This window comes from uncultured Sneathiella sp. (assembly GCF_963973085.1).
Classification (GTDB): domain Bacteria; phylum Pseudomonadota; class Alphaproteobacteria; order Sneathiellales; family Sneathiellaceae; genus Sneathiella.
In genome coordinates, this window is the sequence record NZ_CAXAXA010000002.1 from 184,817 (window position 1) to 203,208 (window position 18,392).

Genomic DNA, 18,392 nt, shown 5'->3' on the forward strand with positions numbered 1-18,392 from the left:
ATTTTCCGGAGAGACCATTGGTTACAAAATTTAAAGCTCTCGGCTTTGGGGTGTTTTTTTCAGCGATAGTTCTTGCGCTGAACATACAGAGCCCGTCAATTGCGCTCGCCCAGGAAAAGCTGCCGGAAGCCGTGGTTGCGATCGTAGATATCAATCAGATTTTGCAGGTTTCTGAACCGTCAAAAAAAGCGGAAGAAAAAGTGAAGTCGTTTTTAAAAACAAAGGTTGATGATTTGAACAAGCGCGGCGATGCATTGCTTGCCGAGAAAGAGGCGCTCGACAAGCAAAGGGCCATTTTGTCGCCGGATGCTTATCAGAAGAAACTGTCTGAGCTGAATGTCCAACGGCAAAATCTTCAGAGGGAATTTCAGGTCGTCAATGGTAAAATGAACGAAGTCCTAGTTGGTATTCGACTTCGCTTTCGCGAGATCATTGTGCGAATGGCAGCAGACGTGAGTAAGGAGAAAGGCGTTAACCTCGGCATCGATCGGGCAAAAACGGTCTTCTTCAATCCTGGCATGGACATCACTGAAGAGGTGCTGGCAAAATTTAATGCGGAAGATCCGAAAGTCGAGATTACAGAGAAAGTAGATGGCGCGGCGGAAACAACGCAGCCTGCGAAAAAAGAATAGCTATAGACAGGAAAGTAATTTTTCCTTCAGTTCCTCGCCGCAAAAAGCAGCGGAAATGGCATTTCGCGTAATATTCTTCAAATCAGCTTTGGATAATCCGAAGATCTTCGCAGCCTGCTCATATTCATGTCCAATGGATGTGCCAAAATACGGTGGATCATCGGAGTTAAGCGTGACAAGACAGCCGGTATCCATAAATTTTCTGAATGGATGTTTTTCCCAGCTTTTATAAAGGCCGGTGGCGATATTGCTGCCTGGGCATAGCTCAAGAGGGATGCGGCGGTATGCTAACTCTTCGAGCAATTCCGGGTCTTCAATGGCGCGAACGCCATGGCCAACGCGACTGATTGGAAGGGCGGCAAGGGATGCCCGAATGCTTTCCGGTCCGCTAAATTCTCCGGCATGGCTTGTCGTCTGGTATCCAGCCTTAGTCACAAGATTGAAGGCGGCAGCAAAATCATCTGGATGAAAACGGGATTCATCACCGCCCATTCCAAAGCCAACCACATAAGGATGAGGTGTCAATGCGACGAGACGCGCGATTGCGAGCGCACGCTCAGCACCAAGGTGCCGGACACAAGTGACAATGATCCGGCCTTCAATTCCGAACTCCAACCGCGCGTCATCAATACCTGCAGCAATTCCTTCCAAGTGATCCGTATAGCTCATCCCAACCTCGGCGGCGTGGTCGGGAGACGAGAACATCTCGACATAAATCGTGTTTTCTTTTGCGCATCTCGCCAGATAATCATAGGTGATCAGGCGATAGTCATCCTTTGTCAGGATCGTCGCCGCGGCCTTGTCATAACAATCAAGAAACTCCCAAAAATTGGACCACGCGAACTCCCCGCCTGATTTAAATGTTGTCGGATCAAGCTTTGCGCCATTACGTGCTGCCATTTTCCGTACAAGAGCCGGTGGGGCTGTGCCTTCAAGATGCACATGAAGCTCAGCTTTCTTCACCATGATTAGCTCAGAAACGCAGTGCCAAAAGGCAGCGGTGGGAGTGACAGATGCGCGGCAATCGTCTGGCCGATATCGGCAAAAGTCTCCCGCTCTCCTATCGGGCGGCCTTCTATCCCCGGTCCAAATGCCAGCACAGGAACAACCTCCCGCGTATGATCTGAGCCAGGCCAGGTGGGGTCGCAACCATGATCCGCACTCAGGATCACGATATCGCCCGGCCTTAACTTATCAATGAGTTCCGGCAGGCGCGCATCAAATTCCTCTAGCGCCTTGGCATATCCGGCGATATCGCGTCGATGCCCGTATGACTGATCGAAATCGACAAGGTTGGTGAAAATCAGGCTGCCGTCTACAGCGCTATCAACTGCGTCCATCGTGGCATCCATAAGCGCCATGTTGCCCGCTGCCTTGACAATCCTACCGGTTCCCTGATGGGCAAAAATATCACCAATCTTCCCTATTGAAATTACTTGATGACCGGCCTCCGTCAAATAATCGAGAAGGGTTTTTCCAGGCGGGGGAACCGCAAGGTCTTTTCGGTTTGCGGTTCTGGTGAAATTGCCGTTGCTGCCGATAAACGGTCTTGCGATCACACGTCCTATATTCAATGGATCAACGAGCTCACGGGCGAGATCACAAAGTGTGTAAAGCCGGTCGAGCCCAAAGCATTCTTCATGCGCAGCAATCTGGAAAACACTATCGGCAGATGTGTAAATGATGGGCTTTCCCGTTGCCATATGCTCATCCCCGAGCTTTGCAATTATCTCGGTGCCGGAAGCGTGGCAATTCCCAAGAACGCCCTGCAACTCTCCTTGTTCGATCAGCGTCGTTGTCAATTCTTCGGGAAAGCAAGGGATCGTCCGTGGGAAATATCCCCAGTCAAATAACACTGGAACGCCGGTCATTTCCCAATGCCCGGACGGGGTATCCTTGCCCTTGCTCATCTCATGCGCAACGCCATATAGTCCGGTGAAAGGTCCGTCTTTCGGCATTTTACCGTTATAGAGATCATGGGCGGCAAACAGTCCGAGTTTTTCCAAATGCGGCAAATTAAGGGGCCCGGACCGGCTGTCGGTGTCCGCCTTGCCCGCGCTCGCCTCTTCGATTATATGCCCGAAAGTATCTGCGCCTGTATCACCAAAAATGTCTGCATCACGTGCGGCGCCAAGCCCAAAACTATCGAGGACGATCAGAATTGCCCGCATCATAAATCCTCCTTGGTTAATCGGGATCGAACCGGCGGTGTCGGGCTTTGCGTTTCATCAACAAGCGTGATTGCGTTCAGTATACGCATTTCCGCTCGTCTGGCGTCATCTTCACTCCGGGCGAAGATTGTGGCAATAGGCCTTCTCGGCCCAAGTTTTGCTCCAAGACCTGCAATATCTGAAATGCCAACACCGTAATCGATGGGATCCGATGCCTTGTGCCGGCCACCTCCTAAATCCATCACGGCGACACCCATTTCACGGACATTCATTGATCCGATAACGCCACGCTTTGGTGAAATGACATCATGGCGGACGGGTGCAAGTGGAAGATGCTTCCCCACATTCGTCATAAGGTCATGGGGTCCGCCTAGGGCGGCGATCATCTGCGCGAATTTTTCGGCGGCGGTTCCGCTTGCAAGGGCGCCCTGCACCGCATGCGGCGCGGTCACTTCATCCGCGACGTCACCAAGCACGAGCATCTCTGCTGCAAGGGCTGTGACAACACTAAGAAGTCTGGGATCCACATTCTTGCCCATCAGGAAATCGATTGTCTCACGCACTTCGATGGCATTCCCGGCCGACGCGCCAAGAACCTCATTCATGTCGGTCAGAAGCGCCGTGGTTGGAAGCCCGGCGCAATTGGCGATAGTTACAATACTGTGGGCAAGCTCTTGTGCTTCGTTATAGTCTTCCTTGAACGCACCGGAGCCGAACTTAACATCCATAACAAGGGCCTCCAGTCCCGCTGCCAGCTTTTTCGACAAGATCGACGCAGTAATGAGAGGAATGGATTCAACGGTCGCTGTCACATCGCGGATGGCGTAAAACCGTTTGTCTGCGGGGGCGAGGTCAGCAGTCTGACCGATGATGGCACAGCCGATCTGCTTTACGGTTTTTGTTAGCAATGCCGGATCAGGCGCCGTATTATAGCCGGGCACACTGTCTAGCTTATCAAGCGTTCCTCCCGTATGACCCAGGCCGCGTCCCGAAATCATTGGGACCGCCCCACCGCAGGCAGCGACGATCGGGGCGAGCATCAAGCTGACTTTATCGCCTACGCCTCCCGTGGAATGTTTGTCGACGACGGGGCGGCCAAGGTCCGCTTTTTTCCAGTCCATCACTTGGCCGGACTGAACCATTGCGTGTGTCAGGGAGACACGCTCGTCCATCGTCATTCCCTGAAAGAAAACCGCCATGGCGAAGGCCGCAATTTGTCCTTCGGAAATTGAATTGTCTGCAAGCCCGGCCACCATGAACCGGATCTCGGCGTCATTCAACGCGGAGCCGTCCCGTTTCTTACGGATAAGCTCCTGCGGAAAGAAGTTTGCGGGCTTAGTCGCCATAAGGAATCCAAATATTCTTTACCTGGGTGGCCTGATGCAGGAATTCCCGCCCTTCGCCCTGTCGTCTGTCAAACCAGTTTCGCTGGCGTCCATTATTGACCCATGTGCGCTTCATGTTTCCGCTTGATGTGGTTTCAACGATACGGCTCCCCTCAAGCGGACCGAAATACCAGACGGATTTTACGTCATCATGCGCGGCGAGGGTTTTGGCAAGGTCATCGCGATGGCCCGTTACGATGTTAAAGGCGCCACCCGGTACGTCGGATGTTTCGAGAATCTGGTAAAAATCCGTAGATGTCAGCGGATGCCGTTCGGAGGGAATCAAGACAATCCGGTTTCCCATCGCCAATGCCGGGGCAGCGAGAGAAACCATTGACAAAAGCGGGTTCTCGTCCGGACAGGCGATGCCAATCGTTCCAAGCGCCTCTTTCATGGCAAGGGTTACGCCGCGCATCGGTGGTGAATGGACGGTGCTTTCATATTTATCTGCCCAGGCACCGTAGGAGAAAAGGCGTTGGATGGTAGCCGCTACCTCAGCCGCAGCTTTTTTTGCACTGACGCCGGTAGTTTGACGGAGGCGTGCAGCAAACTCTTCCTTTCGGGTATCAAGGTTTTCGGCCATGTAATAAAGAACCTGGGCCCGATTATGGCTGCTCGCTTTTGTCCAGCCGGTTGCCTTGTTCGCGACCTCTACGGCATTGCGGATATCTTTGCGATTGCCATCTCCGACCTCTCCTGTTTTCTCTCCCTTTGGCGAATAGACGGGGAGGCTATAGCCTGAGTCCGGTCGTGCCTGCTTTCCGCCAATATAGAGCTTCGGCGTTCTGTCCAGATGCTTAGGTGAGGGTTTATCGGCGGAAATTTTAGAAGGTGTTGCTGCCGTTTTATACAGCGGTAATTTTGAGATAAAGACAGGTTTCAGGACTTCCATCATCCCTTCAAGGCCGCCTTCGCGTCCATAGCCGGATTCGCGATTCCCGCCAAAGCCGCAGGTTGCATCAAACTGGTTGGTGGAATTGATCCAGACAACACCGCAATCGAGCTTTGGCGCTACATCAAGCGCTAGATTGATATTCTCGCTCCAGATCGAGGCGGCGAGCCCGTAACGGGTGTTATTGGCCAGAGCCACGGCCTCATCCGGTGTTCTGAATGTCATGGCGACGAGAACGGGTCCGAAAATTTCTTCCTGCGCGATGGTCGCGGCCGGGGCGACATTGGTGAAGAGGGTGGGCGGGTAGTAGCAACCTTCCTTCGGTGCCGCCCAGCTCGGTTGCCACATTTCGGCGCCTTCCTCGGTTCCCTTGCTCACCATTTTCTTGATGGTTTCAAGCTGAACCGGGGCGACAATCGCACCCATGTCGATGGATTTATCAAGCGGATCGCCAATGCGCAGGGTCTCCATCCGGGCGCGCAGCTTGGCAATCATTTTCTCGGCGATACCTTCCTGCAGCAGCAATCTGGAGCCTGCACAGCATACTTGCCCCTGATTGAACCAGATGGCATCGACAACCCCTTCGATGGTGCTGTCGAGATCGGCATCTTCAAAGACAATAAACGGGGATTTCCCGCCGAGCTCCAGTGTCAGATGTTTGCCGCTTCCCGCTGTGACTTCGCGAATGTTGCGGCCCACGTCGGTGGATCCGGTAAAGGCAATTTTGTCGACATCAGGATGCTTCACGAGAGCGCCCCCAGTTTTGCCGCCGCCCGTGACAATATTCACCACACCTTTCGGAAGGCCAATATCCTGACATAGTTCTGCAAAATAAAGAGCTGTAAGGGACGTATACTCCGCCGGCTTCAGAACGATTGTATTTCCGGCCGCGATGGCAGGCGCAATTTTCCAGGCGAGCATCAGGAGAGGAAAATTCCAGGGAATGATCTGGCCGATAACGCCCATCGGCTCAAAGTCTGGAAACTCCTGCTCCAGCAGTTGCGCCCAGCCGGCGTGATGATAGAAATGCCGGGCAACCAGCGGAATGTCGATATCCCGAGTTTCCCGCACCGGTTTGCCATTATCCAGCGTTTCAAGGACTGCCAGAAGCCGGGCATGGCGTTGAACAGCACGGGCGAGCGCATAGAGATAACGAGCGCGGGCAGGACCGCCAATAGCCTGCCAGTTTTTCTGGGCGTTTCGTGCGGCGGCAACGGCAGCATCGACATCTTTCTCACCTGCGGCGGCGATTTTCGCCAGCAGTTTGCCAGTTGCGGGATTATAGCTCTCGAACCAGCTTCCGGATATAGGCTTGACCCATTCGCCATTAATAAAGAGGTTGAACTTCCCTTTTCGGGTTGAGATCCAGTCGAGAGCAACCTCGCTGCTCTCCGGGGCAGGGCCATATTCCATGCTGTCAAATTTTTCTGCGATACTCATTGTCGTTCCTCAGGCCATCGGGTGGCGGAAACCGGCAGAATAACGGCCGGTGACGAAATGCTCTATCTGGCGTTCGATATCCCCAAGCAGGCTGGAAGCACCGATGCGGAACAGATCAGGCTGTAACCAGTCATTTCCAAGTTCTTCCTTCATCATGATCTGGTAATTTAGCACATCTTTTGCCGTACTGATCCCACCCGCCGGTTTGTATCCGATCTTGTAACCCGTCATCTCAAGATATTCCCGTATCATACGGACCATGACGAGGGTTACGGGCAGTGTCGCATTCATGCTTTCCTTCCCGGTTGATGTTTTGATGAAATCCGCACCGGCCATCATGGCGATCATGCTGGCTTTGGCGACGTTCCGCAATGTCACAATATCCCCTGTTCCGAGAATGGCCTTGAGATGGGCTTGTCCGGCGGCAGCGCGAAAGGTTTTTACCTCTTCATAAAGCGCCTGCCAGTTCTGCGTCAGCACATGGCCACGGGTAATCACGATATCAATTTCATTTGCGCCTGCTGCGACCGATGCTTCTATCTCTTTCACGCGCAGATCGAAAGGGTTGAGACCGGCCGGGAAGCCAGTCGAGACAGCGGCGATTGGAATGTTTGACCCCTTCAAGGCTTCAACTGCCGTATCAATCATGCTGTGGTAGACGCAAACAGCGCCTGTCGTCAGATTACGATCTCCCATGCCCAAGGCATCAAGAAGGTCAGCGCGTACTGGCTGGCGTGCCTTTGCGCACAGACGTTGGACGCGGCCCGGAGTGTCATCGCCATTTAACGTGGTCAAATCAATGCAGGTAATGGCTTTCAGAAGCCATGCCGCTTGCGTTTCTTTCTTGACGGTTCGCCGACCGCCAAGAGTGGAGGCCCGTCGCTCTACGGCACTCATATTGACACGAATGCGGTCCAGAACGTCCAGATCAAGCGGAATGCCGGAATTTCTCCGATGAGTATCGGGGGCCTGTTGTAGTGAGCTAATTGTCGCCATTTTCGGTGCTCCGTAAATGCGCTTTCAGCAATTCTCGTTTCAGGGTTTCAAGAAACACAATAATGAGAGTCTCCAGATCCTCCGCCGCAAGCTTGGCGCTTTCAAGGGTTTGTTCATGGCTGAGCTCGGTCTTGCTCATTCCAGCGGCGAGATTGGTAATGTTTGAAATCGCCGCAACGCGCAAACCGGCATGACGAGCGACGAGAACTTCCGGCGTTGTGGACATGCCGACGGCATCGGGGCCCAATGCCTTGAAGGCCTTGATTTCCGCTGGGGTCTCGAAATTCGGTCCGAGATAATGCAGATAAATGCCCTCATGCAACGTGATATCCAGTTCCTTCGCCACCGCCTTAAAATGCTTGCGAAGGGTTGGGTCATAAGCATTTTCCATCGAGAAAAACCGCGGGCCGAATGTATCGTCATTCTCTCCGACCAGCGGGTTTAGCCCCGTGAAATTGATATGATCGCTGATCAGCATCAGGCTGCCAGGTCCCATTTTCTTATGAAAACTACCGGCCGCATTGGTTAGCAGCAGAATGTCGACGCCGAGAAGTTTCAGCATCCGCACGGGAATGGCAAGGTCCTGAGGATTAACTCCCTCATAATAGTGGACGCGTCCCTGCAGGCAGGCAATCGGCATGCCGCCGAGCCGACCGAGGATAAGACGGCCTTCATGCCCCTCTACTGTTGATTTCGGGAAGTCCGGGATATCTTCATACTCAATGCTGGCAACGACTTCGACTTTGTCTGCAAGGGGGCCCAGTCCGGACCCCAGAACGATGCCGACGCGAGGAGAAAAGCCTGGCGCGGCCTCTTTAACAAAATTTGCAGCCAGATTTGGGTCTAACGTCATCATCTTTCCTTAATATAGGGCTTGCCAATAGCTTTTGGCGGATGCGCCTTGCCAACAAATCCGGCAAGCAGCAATACTGTCAGTATATATGGGAGCGCCTGAATAAACTGCACAGGAATAACACCAACTACAGGAAGCTCAACACCCTGAAGCCTTATCTGAACCGCATCCGTAAAGGCGAAGAGCAGGCAGGCGAACAACGTCGGCACCGGCCGCCATTTCCCAAAAATAAGAGCCGCCAGCGCAAGATAGCCTTTGCCTGCCGTCATATCGCGCGTAAATGCCGCTCCATGGGCTGTCGAGAGATAGGCTCCAGATATCCCGCAAAGAAGTCCGGTGACGGCCAGGGCCTTGTAGCGCAGATAGTTGACGGAAATGCCTGCCGTATCAACCGCATGAGGATTCTCCCCGACGGCCCGCACGCGGAGGCCGAAACGTGTCTTGTACAATATCCAAGCGCATATCGGTACCGCTGCCGCCGCCAGATACACGATGATGTTATGTCCAGAGATCAGATCGGCATAGATATAACCGATGACCGGAATCTGACGAGCAGCCTCTGTGAACGGTAATTCCAGGGAGCGAAAGCGCTCATCTCCGGCAAGAGCCGGGGTCTGGCCCCCCATCTGAAACCAGGCATAGGCCAATGTTGGAGCAAGACCGGCAACGACGATATTGATTGCCATACCGGAAACAACCTGATTCCCTTTATGTGTGACGCAGGCATAGGCATGCAGCGCGGAAAGGGCAAGCGAAGCCATGATCCCGGCGCCAAGCCCCACCCATGCAGAACCGGAAACAGAGGCGACCGCTGCCGCCGCGAAGGCCGCGCCCAGCATCTTGCCTTCCAGTCCGATATCAACAATGCCGGCGCGCTCCGAGAACATGCCCGCGAGTGCCGCGAGTACCAGCGGCGTTGCGACACGGAATGTCGCATCCATGAGCAGGACAATGATGTGAAATGTTTCCATCACCCCGCCTCCACAGTCCGCCAAGTGGCAAGACGACGGTAAGCGGCCTCGATTCTGGGCCGAAACATATGTTCAAGCGCGCCAGAAAACAGGATGATCAATCCCTGAATAACAATCACCATTTCCTTGTTGATCGTTTTCATTTCGAATGCCAGTTCAGAACCCCCTTGATACAGCGCACCAAACAGAAGCGCCGCAAGCAAAATCCCGACCGGATGGTTGCGCCCCATCAATGCCACAGCAATTCCGACGAAGCCATATTCGTTGGTAAAATCCAGGATTAAGCGATGCTGCACGCCCTGAATTTCATTGACACCGACAAAACCGGCAAGGGCGCCCGAAATCATCATGGCAAGGATAATGTTGCGGGCAGGAGAGATGCCTGCGTAACGCGCCGCCGTTTCATTCTGACCCACGACCCTGATTTCATATCCCCACCTTGTGCGCCAGATAAAGAAGTAAAATCCGCCTGCCAGAACCAACGCATACAGGAAAGAGAGATTGAGCGGGGTTTCCGGCATACTCAGGAAATCATGAAAATAGGGAAGCCAGGTCGCCTCGATAAAGGGACGGCTTTCCGGAGACTGACCTTCCGGATTAATAAGAACCTCTACAAGCAGGTATGTCATTACGGAGGCGGCAATAAAATTGAACATGATTGTCGTAATGACAATATGACTGCCGCGCTTCGCCTGAAGATATGCGGGAATATAAGCCCATGCTGCACCGAACAGGGCCGCCGCAATCATGGCAATGGGGATGATGGCCCAACTTGGCAGCCAGTCAAGATAGAGGCAAACAATGGCGGTTCCAATGCCGCCAAGGGCAGCCTGTCCTTCCGCCCCGATATTGAAAAGCCCGCAATGAAAGGCAATCGCGACGGCGAGGCCGGTAAAGATGAAGTTGGTGGTGTAATAAAGTGTATAGCCAACAGCCTCCGGATATCCGAAGGCTCCATATAATAACACCTCCAATGCCTTTAACGGATTATCGCCGACGATAAGGATGACAATCCCGGAAATCAGCAGTGCAGCCAACAGATTAATCAACGGAACCAGAGCGTAGTTGATCCAACCGGGAATTTTCAAGGGTACGCCGAACTTTGCCTTGCTTTCCGCCATCGGGTTAAACCATTTCCGATGAGATGTTTTCGCGCACACCTGCCATCATCAGGCCAAGCCGGGTTTCCGTGGCGTCGGCGGCGCTTACCTCGCCGACGATTTCGCCATCGAACATGACCGCGATCCGATCCGCAATGGACATGACTTCGTCAATTTCGACGGAAACGACGAGAATGGCCTTGCCTGCATCTCGCATCTGGATCAATTGTTTATGAATAAACTCAATTGCGCCAATGTCGACACCCCGTGTCGGTTGTCCGACCAGAAGAACATCTGGTGACTGCTCCATTTCCCGCGCAAGCACCAGCTTTTGCTGGTTGCCGCCGGAAAAGCCAGATGCCAGCAGATATGCATCCGGTGGCCGGATATCATATTTCTCTATGTAGGTTTCGCAATTCCTGACCATTGTGTCCCGGTCCAGTCTTATGCCCCGATTGTACTCCGGGTTGTCGTGATATCCCAGAATTGTGCATTCATTCGCACTAAAAGAGAGAACAAGGCCGGCACGGTGGCGGTCTTCCGGGACGTGACCTATACCAATTTTCCGGAGATTCCGGGCAGAAAAAGCCTTGCTGCCAACCAGCTCCTGCCCTTTGTATTGGATACTCCCGGAGGTCGGTGACAGCATCCCGCCCAGTATTTCCAGCAGTTCCGACTGGCCATTGCCCGAGACCCCGGCAATGCCAAGTATCTCTCCCGCTTTGAGGTCCAGATCTAAGCTTTTAAGGCGTGGGACGTTATCCATATCTATATAATTCAGGTTCCGTATAGCCATGAGGGTCTCGGCAGGCTTCGCGGGAGATTTCTCAACCCGAAGAAGGACAGACCGGCCAACCATCAATTCAGCGAGGGCATCCCGCGTTGTGTTGGCTGTTTTCAAATGCGCGACCATTTCCCCCCGGCGCATAACAGAGACACTATCGGTGATCGCCATGATCTCACGAAGTTTGTGAGTAATAAGGATGACTGTCTTGCCTTGTTGGCGGAGCGTGTCAAGGATACGGAACAGGTGGTCCGCCTCCTGCGGGGTGAGGACACCAGTAGGCTCATCCAGAATAAGAATTTCCGCCTCACGGTATAAGGCTTTCAATATCTCGACCCGCTGACGAAGCCCTACCGGCAAATCGCCAACGACCGCATCCACATTGACTTCGAGAGAATATTCCTTTTCCAGCCGGATTAATTCTTCACGAGCAGCGGCAAGTCCTTTTGAAAGGCGTGCCCCTCCCTCGATCCCCAGAATAATATTTTCAAGCACAGTAAAGGTGTCAACGAGCATGAAATGCTGATGCACCATGCCGATACCGGCTTCGATAGAACTCTGTGGGTTGTCGATATGGCAGGGCGTCCCGTTGACCAGTATTTCACCGCTATCGGCTTGATAAAAGCCGTAGACGATGCTCATCAGTGTCGATTTTCCGGCTCCATTTTCACCGACAATGCCGTGAATGCTGCCCCGGTCCACTGACAGGGAAATATCCTTGTTCGCATGGACCGGGCCGAAGCTTTTATTGACACGGCGGAGTTCAAGCGCCGGGCGTTGCTCTGACATGATAGCCAGGATTACTTATCCATATAATTCGTGACCTTGATCTTGCCATCGATGATATCGTTTCTAGCTGCGTTCAGCTTGGCGATCATATCTTCCGTCAGCAGATCCTTGTTCCACTCATCAACAGAGAAACCAACACCGTCTTCCGCCAGGCCGAGGACCTGTATGCCGGGCTTCCATGTACCTTCTTTTGCCGTCATCAATGCATTGTAGACTGCGACATCGACGCGCTTCATCATGGAAGTTAGCATCGCACCCGGATGCAGATAGTTCTGGTTGCTATCAACGCCGATGGCAAGTTTGCCTTCATCCGCTGCGGTTTGAAGTACACCTAACCCCGTTGCGCCAGCAGCCGCAAAAATCACATCGGCCCCGCGGTCAAACTGACTTTGGGCAAGTTCGCTGCCTTTTGTCGGGTCGTTCCAGGCGGCTGGAGTTGTGCCGGTCATATTCTCGATAACCTCGGCGTCCGGGTCGGCATACATGACCCCTTCCTTGTATCCGAGTGCAAATTTCCGGATCAACGGTATATCCATGCCGCCGATAAAGCCGACTTTTCCGGATTCGCTGGCCATAGCGGCTGCCATGCCAACTAGGAAAGATCCCTGTTCCTCACGGAATACAACGGATTGAACATTTGGCAGATCAACGACCATATCAATAATGGTGAATTTTGTGTCCGGGTATTTCTTTGCGGCCTTTTCCACTGCAGCTGCCTGGGCGAAGCCAATCGCGATGACAATATCTGCATCTTTCTTGGCCATTCGCTGTGCCGCCTGTTCGCGTTGTGAAACCTGCGTGACTTCAAATTCCATATAATCAACGCCGGTTTCCTTCTTGAACTTTTCGATGCCATTAAAGGCGGCTTCGTTAAAGGATTTATCGGATTTCCCGCCCATATCAAAAACAATGGCGGGATTGAAATCTTCTGCATGAGCCAGTCCGCTGACGGCAAGCGCGGCTGTTGCAACAAGCCCGAGGGCAATTTTCTTCATCATGTCTCTATACCTCTCCCTATTAATGCCCGCCTATCCATGTTCTTCACAGAACCGAGTGGGACAGTCTAAATCCAAATCAAAATCTGACCGGCTGGTCAAGTTGTTATGCTTGGGCTGCCTGAAGTATAGGTAGGAATTTTTCTGACAGCTAGAATTTATCGACTTTTTGATCGCACCATAGTGATTTTAAAAGTGAAGTCGGATAAGGTCAGGCATAAACTTCGTCTGCAATCCAGCTAAGGGCAATTTCTCATGGCCTACGACCCGCGGTTTCCGAATCTTCATATTCTCGATCATCCGCTAATTGTTCATAAACTCAGTCACATGCGGAACAAAAAAACCTCGACTAAGACTTTTCGTCAGTTGCTGAAGGAAATTGCCCTGTTGATGGGGTATGAAATTACCCGGCATATGCCGACGACAATCGAGAAAATTGAAACGCCGATTTGCCCGATGGAGGCACCGGTGCTTGCAGGAAAAAAATCCGCTATTGTCCCTATTTTGCGGGCTGGGCTGGGCATGGCGGACGGACTGTTGGAACTGATGCCCTCTGCAAGAGTAGGTCATATAGGCATGTACCGCGACCCGAAGACAAAGCGTCCGGTGGAGTATTTGCGAAAATTGCCGACCGCAGAAGACCGCTTCTTCATTCTGGTGGATCCCATGCTGGCCACGGGGTATTCTGCTGCCGCCGGTGTGAAGGTCCTGCTTGATCACGGGGTTAAGGAAGAGAATATCCGGTTCATGGCGCTGGTTGCCGCGCCGGAGGGAGTTCAGGTCATGCAGGATATGCATCCGGATGTCGTTATATATGTCGCGGCGCTTGATCAGAAGCTAAACGAAAAGGCTTATATTGTCCCCGGGCTCGGCGATGCTGGAGATCGACTATATGGAACACTGTGACGCCCCCTGCGCCCCTGCCATTCAGGCAGTTTACCATATTTTTGTGCAGCGCGGTAATAATTGGTAACAATGTTTGATTTGTGTGGACGGGGGGGCTTTCGTACATTCAGCTCGAATATTTATGACGAGTAACAATGAGTGGCGGAATATGGTCGTTTTTCAGAAAACATTACGCAATAGTATCAGCTGTACCGGTGTCGGACTGCATGGCGGCACGCTGATCAATATGAAGCTGGCGCCTGCGCCGGTAAATAGCGGCATTGTTTTCAAGCGTACAGACGTTGATCAATCGGTGTCTGAAATCCCGGCGCAATATAATACTGTGACCGATCTTATGATGTGCACAACGGTGGAGAATGGAGCAGGGACAAAGGTTGCGACGGTTGAGCATTTGATGGCCGCCCTTTCCGGCTGCGGTGTTGATAATGTCGTGGTTGAGCTTGATGGCCCGGAAGTTCCGGTAATGGATGGCTCTTCTGCACCTTTTGTTTTCCTCATTGAATGCGCGGACGTCGTTGAGCAGGACAGCCCGCGCCGCTATATCAAGGTGCTGAAAGAAGTTGAAGTCAGTGATGGCGAAGCAAAGGCGATCCTGTCACCTTCTGATAATATATCCGTTGCTTTCGAGATTGATTTCGACAATCCGCGTATTGGCAAGCAGAATTGCAGCTACAGCCTGCGCAATGGCACCTTCAAGAATGAACTTTCCCGGGCTCGCACATTCGGTTTCCTCGGTGAATTTGAGCAGCTCAAAAAACTGGGACTGGCCAAGGGCGGCTCGCTCGATAACGCAATCGTGCTGAGCGGTTCAGATATTCTAAATGAAGAAGGGCTGCGGTACGAAGATGAATTCGTCCGCCACAAAGCGCTTGACGCGGTCGGGGACCTGTATCTGGCGGGTGCTCCGATTATCGGTGAGTTTTATGGTTTCCGTTCCGGTCATGCTTTGAATAACAAGCTCTTGCACGCTTTTCTCGCGGATAAGGATGCTTGGTGCTATACAACGGAAGCACCTGTAAGAATTGCGAATGTTGGCGGGGCCCACTGGCCGACGAAAAAGGCAGCTGCGCCGGCTACGGACTGATCTTGTAGCGTTAGGCAGTCTTTCGAATTTTCAGGCTGAGTAAAATAATTAAGGCGCGGGATTGATTCCCGCGCCTTTGTTGATCTCGACGTGACAGTTAAGCGGTTTTTCGCCGCCTTTCCTTGCCAGCGAGGCTTTTGATAAGGCCGCTGACAGCGGATCGCACAGCCGGTTCGTCAATTTCGCTATAATTGCGGACTAGCTCGATGGTCGATCGGTTCTTGCCACCATGTTCCAGCGGAATACTGGTCGTTGACGGTTCGAGGTTTTCAAAGAAATATGCGACATCTACTTCCAGCCGTTTGGCGATCTCAAAAAGACGACCGGCACTAACACGGTTTGCACCCGTTTCGTATTTTTGAACTTGCTGATATGAAATATCCAGCGCTTTGGCCAGATGCTCCTGGGTTAACCCCATCATAGTTCTTCTTTCACGAATCCGTTCGCCGACATGATCGTCGACTCTTTTCGCGACTTTACCCATTTTTGTTTGGTACCTTTCTTAGACTTTCAATTTATTTTTTTTGTTATGCTAGTATTGAGGGCGATGTCAGCAGTTCAAGATTTTTGGTGATATTTGGAGAAAATTAAAATGCAACTCCACCCTTATAGGTAATATATCACATGCGATTTGAAAAAGAAAACGCATAAAAACTAACACTAATTAGATAAAATAAATTTATCGATAGATGCTTCGATATCCCTTTTAATGGCCAATACTGCAATTTATTTATGGTAATGCTCCAAATCAAACTTATGCGTGCAACCCCTGAAAATGAATTACTGTTAAAGAAGTTAAAGAAAACTGAAACCATACCTTTCCCTTGGCAAACGGATTGGATAAAATAGCGAACTTATTAAGGATTGTCGGCCATGGGCCAAGAGGGATAAGTTGCATCAACTATTATTTTCAAGAATCGCCCGGGCGATCGGCGGTATTCTTTTATTGTTGCTGGTCACGGGATGCAGCTCTAATGAGCCGGAAGCCTATGTCGAGCGCCCTGTGGAGGAGCTGTATAATCAGGCGCTGGCCGACCTTAACAGCGAAAACTATCTTGAGGCAGCTCGTAATTTTGACGAGGTAGAGCGACAGCGCCCTTATTCCATCTGGTCGACAAAGGCCCAGATCATGTCGGCGTTCGCCTATTATCAGAGCAACGAATATGACCAGGCGATTCTGGCCGCAGAAAGATACATAGAACTTCATCCCGGGAACAAGGATGTCGCCTATGCTTATTATTTGATCGCCATTTCATATTATGAACAGATTACGGGGGTGGAGCGGGACCAGAAAGTCACCCGTCAGGCCCTTGATGCCCTGCAGAATCTTGTACGGCGCTTCCCGAATTCAGAATATGCGCAGGACGCCCGCCTGAAAATTGATCTGACGCGGGACCATCTTGCCGGCAAGGAAATGGCGATCGGGAGATATTATCTCGGTCAGAAATATCTGGTTGGTGCGATCAATCGTTTTCGGACGGTGGTCGAGCAATACCAGACAACCACCCATGCGCCAGAGGCACTGCATCGGTTGACGGAGGCGTATCTGATGCTCGGCATTACGCAGGAGGCGCAAACGGCGGCGGCGGTCCTTGGCTATAACTTTCCAGGAAGTGAGTGGTATCAGGATTCTTACGCGTTGCTGGACGCCAACTATCTGAAGCCCGAAGCGGATGAGGATTCCTGGATTGTCAAAGTATGGAACTCCGTGTTTTAGTGCGCTGATCAGAAATGCTGGAACAACTCTCCATCCGCAATATTGTACTGATCGAAAAGCTGGACCTTACCTTTGAAGACGGACTTTGTGTGCTGACCGGTGAAACGGGGGCGGGCAAGTCAATACTCCTTGACAGCCTGGCGCTTGCGCTTGGTGCGAGAGCGGATACAAGCCTCCTGCGGACTGGCGCAGAGCAGGGTTCCGTGACAGCAACGTTCAGCCTTGCGCCCACGCATTCTGTTTTTGAGATAATGGGTGATATTGAAGTCGCGCCGGGAGAGCCACTCATCTTACGTCGGTCACTTGGTGCGGATGGACGTAGCCGGGCCAGCATCAACGACCAGGCCGTGAGCGCCGGATTGCTCCGCGCTGTCGGGGAGGTTCTCGTTGAAATTCATGGCCAAAATGCGGAACGCGGATTACTGGATGCCCGGAGCCATCGGGCATTGCTGGATCAATACGGGCGATTAAGCCGTGAGGTTTCAGCGACGGCTGGGAAATTCGAGACTTTACAGGCGGCGGAAGAAAAGCTGACGCGGGCCCTTCAGGAAATCGAACAGGCGCGCGTAGATGAGGAGTATCTGCGCCATGTCATTGAAGAGCTGACGGAACTGGCGTCGGAAGAAGGGGAAGAGGAGGCGTTGGCGATTCAACGCTCAAACCTGATGCATGCCGAAAAAATCGCTGAAGCTCTCCGGGATGCAGAAAAGGCACTTACGGATCATGGGGGCGTGGAAAATCGTATCCGAACTGCGACACGCGCCGTAGAGCGCGTCATTGAAAAAGCGGCGGGAAAGCTTGATCCTGTTTTAGAAGGTCTGGAGCGGGCAGCCATCGAAATGGCGGAGGCCCAGGTTATTATTAACTCCGTTGCAGGTGATCTTGATATGGATCCGGCTGGCCTGGAAGCGGTCGAGGAACGGCTGTTCGCGCTTCGTGCGGCGGCCCGAAAGCATAAATGTGAAGTTGCTGATCTTCCAAAACTGCTGCAAAGCTTTGTTGCGCGGCTGCAATCGGTAGAGGACGGAGATCGAGAGGTGGAGGCCCTTCGAAGAGCAGCGGCTGAGGCCCGAAAAGAGTTTATGCAGGCTGCCTCAAAGTTGTCGGAGCAGCGCGTCAGTGCTGCGAAGAAGATGGATAGTGCCGTTATGGCGGAGCTGGAGCCGCTTAAACTCGGCGCGGCAAAATTTATGACGGCAGTCAGCGAATTGCCGGAGAGTAATTGGGGTCCTGCCGGCATAGATAGAGTTTCTTTTCAGGTGGCAACCAACCCGGGAAGTGCGGCGGGCCCGCTCCTCAAGATTGCGTCGGGCGGAGAACTCTCACGCTTTATGCTGGCCCTGAAAGTGGTGCTGGCACAGGTTGGCTCTGCTCCGACATTGATATTCGATGAGGTTGACAGGGGCGTCGGCGGAGCAACGGCGGACGCTGTTGGAGATCGCCTGCGCCGACTTGCAGAAGGGCTTCAGGTGTTGGTTGTTACCCATTCGCCACAGGTCGCTGCCGCCGGACAGGCCCATTGGAATATCCGGAAATCGGAAATGAACAATGTCACGATTACATCTGTGGATCGCCTCGATCCCTCTGCCCGTACAGAGGAGATCGCCCGCATGCTCTCTGGTGCCAGCATAACAGCGGAAGCCCGCGCCGCCGCCCTTAGCCTGATTGAAGGGTGAT

At 52.6% G+C, this 18,392-nt stretch carries 16 protein-coding genes; 5 read left to right on the forward strand and 11 right to left on the reverse strand.

Annotated features, from left to right (window positions below; translation table 11 throughout):
- Window positions 1–17: 17 nt before the first annotated feature.
- Entirely contained in the window at window positions 18–632 is a 615-nt protein-coding gene (locus AACZ19_RS05010; protein ID WP_339631739.1) for an OmpH family outer membrane protein, read from the forward strand.
- Here the strand turns inward: AACZ19_RS05010 and add are convergent, their stop codons facing one another.
- From add to AACZ19_RS05060, 10 genes are read right to left on the reverse strand one after another with little or no spacing between them, the layout of a single operon-like run.
- Window positions 633–1,598 carry an adenosine deaminase gene (gene add, locus AACZ19_RS05015; RefSeq protein WP_339631741.1) on the reverse strand — a complete coding sequence of 322 codons (966 nt, stop codon included), beginning with the start codon at window positions 1,596–1,598 and terminating at the stop codon, window positions 633–635.
- Between the two features lie 2 nt (window positions 1,599–1,600).
- Window positions 1,601–2,806: a phosphopentomutase gene (locus tag AACZ19_RS05020; RefSeq protein WP_339631743.1), complete on the reverse strand. Its 1,206-nt coding sequence runs from the start codon at window positions 2,804–2,806 to the stop codon at window positions 1,601–1,603.
- Window positions 2,803–4,149, reverse strand: coding sequence for a thymidine phosphorylase (gene deoA, locus AACZ19_RS05025; protein WP_339631745.1), 1,347 nt, complete (start codon window positions 4,147–4,149; stop codon window positions 2,803–2,805). The genes AACZ19_RS05020 and deoA overlap by 4 nt, the downstream gene beginning before the upstream one ends.
- Window positions 4,139–6,520, reverse strand: coding sequence for an aldehyde dehydrogenase family protein (locus AACZ19_RS05030; protein ID WP_339631747.1), 2,382 nt, complete (start codon window positions 6,518–6,520; stop codon window positions 4,139–4,141). The genes deoA and AACZ19_RS05030 overlap by 11 nt, the downstream gene beginning before the upstream one ends.
- A 9-nt stretch (window positions 6,521–6,529) precedes the next feature.
- A complete protein-coding gene (deoC, locus tag AACZ19_RS05035; protein WP_339631750.1) occupies window positions 6,530–7,516 on the reverse strand; it encodes a deoxyribose-phosphate aldolase in 987 nt (328 codons plus the stop codon).
- Entirely contained in the window at window positions 7,503–8,369 is an 867-nt protein-coding gene (locus AACZ19_RS05040) for a purine-nucleoside phosphorylase (protein ID WP_339631752.1), read from the reverse strand. Before AACZ19_RS05040 ends, deoC begins: the two co-directional genes overlap by 14 nt.
- Window positions 8,369–9,340 carry an ABC transporter permease gene (locus AACZ19_RS05045; protein WP_339631754.1) on the reverse strand — a complete coding sequence of 324 codons (972 nt, stop codon included), beginning with the start codon at window positions 9,338–9,340 and terminating at the stop codon, window positions 8,369–8,371. Before AACZ19_RS05045 ends, AACZ19_RS05040 begins: the two co-directional genes overlap by 1 nt.
- Window positions 9,340–10,461: an ABC transporter permease gene (locus AACZ19_RS05050; RefSeq protein WP_339631756.1), complete on the reverse strand. Its 1,122-nt coding sequence runs from the start codon at window positions 10,459–10,461 to the stop codon at window positions 9,340–9,342. The genes AACZ19_RS05045 and AACZ19_RS05050 overlap by 1 nt, the downstream gene beginning before the upstream one ends.
- Window positions 10,462–10,465: 4 nt before the next feature.
- Window positions 10,466–12,013: an ABC transporter ATP-binding protein gene (locus AACZ19_RS05055; protein WP_339631757.1), complete on the reverse strand. Its 1,548-nt coding sequence runs from the start codon at window positions 12,011–12,013 to the stop codon at window positions 10,466–10,468.
- A gap of 11 nt (window positions 12,014–12,024) precedes the next feature.
- Window positions 12,025–13,011, reverse strand: coding sequence for a BMP family ABC transporter substrate-binding protein (locus tag AACZ19_RS05060; protein ID WP_339631758.1), 987 nt, complete (start codon window positions 13,009–13,011; stop codon window positions 12,025–12,027).
- A 252-nt stretch (window positions 13,012–13,263) separates the two neighbouring features.
- Between AACZ19_RS05060 and upp the strand changes: the two genes are divergently transcribed.
- Together upp and lpxC are read left to right on the forward strand one after the other, a co-directional pair.
- The gene (gene upp / locus AACZ19_RS05065) at window positions 13,264–13,914 is read left to right on the forward strand and encodes a uracil phosphoribosyltransferase (protein ID WP_339631759.1); all 651 of its coding nucleotides are present in this window, start codon (window positions 13,264–13,266) and stop codon (window positions 13,912–13,914) included.
- Window positions 13,915–14,062: 148 nt separating this feature from the next.
- Window positions 14,063–14,998, forward strand: a complete 936-nt coding sequence (lpxC, locus tag AACZ19_RS05070; protein ID WP_339631761.1) for a UDP-3-O-acyl-N-acetylglucosamine deacetylase — start codon at window positions 14,063–14,065, stop codon at window positions 14,996–14,998.
- Window positions 14,999–15,095: 97 nt separating this feature from the next.
- On the opposite strand, the gene AACZ19_RS05075 is transcribed toward lpxC, so the two are convergent.
- The gene (locus tag AACZ19_RS05075) at window positions 15,096–15,482 is read right to left on the reverse strand and encodes a helix-turn-helix domain-containing protein (RefSeq protein ID WP_339631763.1); all 387 of its coding nucleotides are present in this window, start codon (window positions 15,480–15,482) and stop codon (window positions 15,096–15,098) included.
- A gap of 408 nt (window positions 15,483–15,890) precedes the next feature.
- Here AACZ19_RS05075 and AACZ19_RS05080 point away from each other — a divergent pair, with 408 nt between their 5' ends.
- Together AACZ19_RS05080 and recN are read left to right on the forward strand one after the other, a co-directional pair.
- Window positions 15,891–16,715: an outer membrane protein assembly factor BamD gene (locus tag AACZ19_RS05080; RefSeq protein WP_339631765.1), complete on the forward strand. Its 825-nt coding sequence runs from the start codon at window positions 15,891–15,893 to the stop codon at window positions 16,713–16,715.
- A 14-nt stretch (window positions 16,716–16,729) separates the two neighbouring features.
- Window positions 16,730–18,391 (forward strand): DNA repair protein RecN, encoded by a 1,662-nt coding sequence (recN, locus tag AACZ19_RS05085; protein ID WP_339631767.1) that lies wholly within the window; start codon window positions 16,730–16,732, stop codon window positions 18,389–18,391.
- Window position 18,392: the final 1 nt, after the last annotated feature.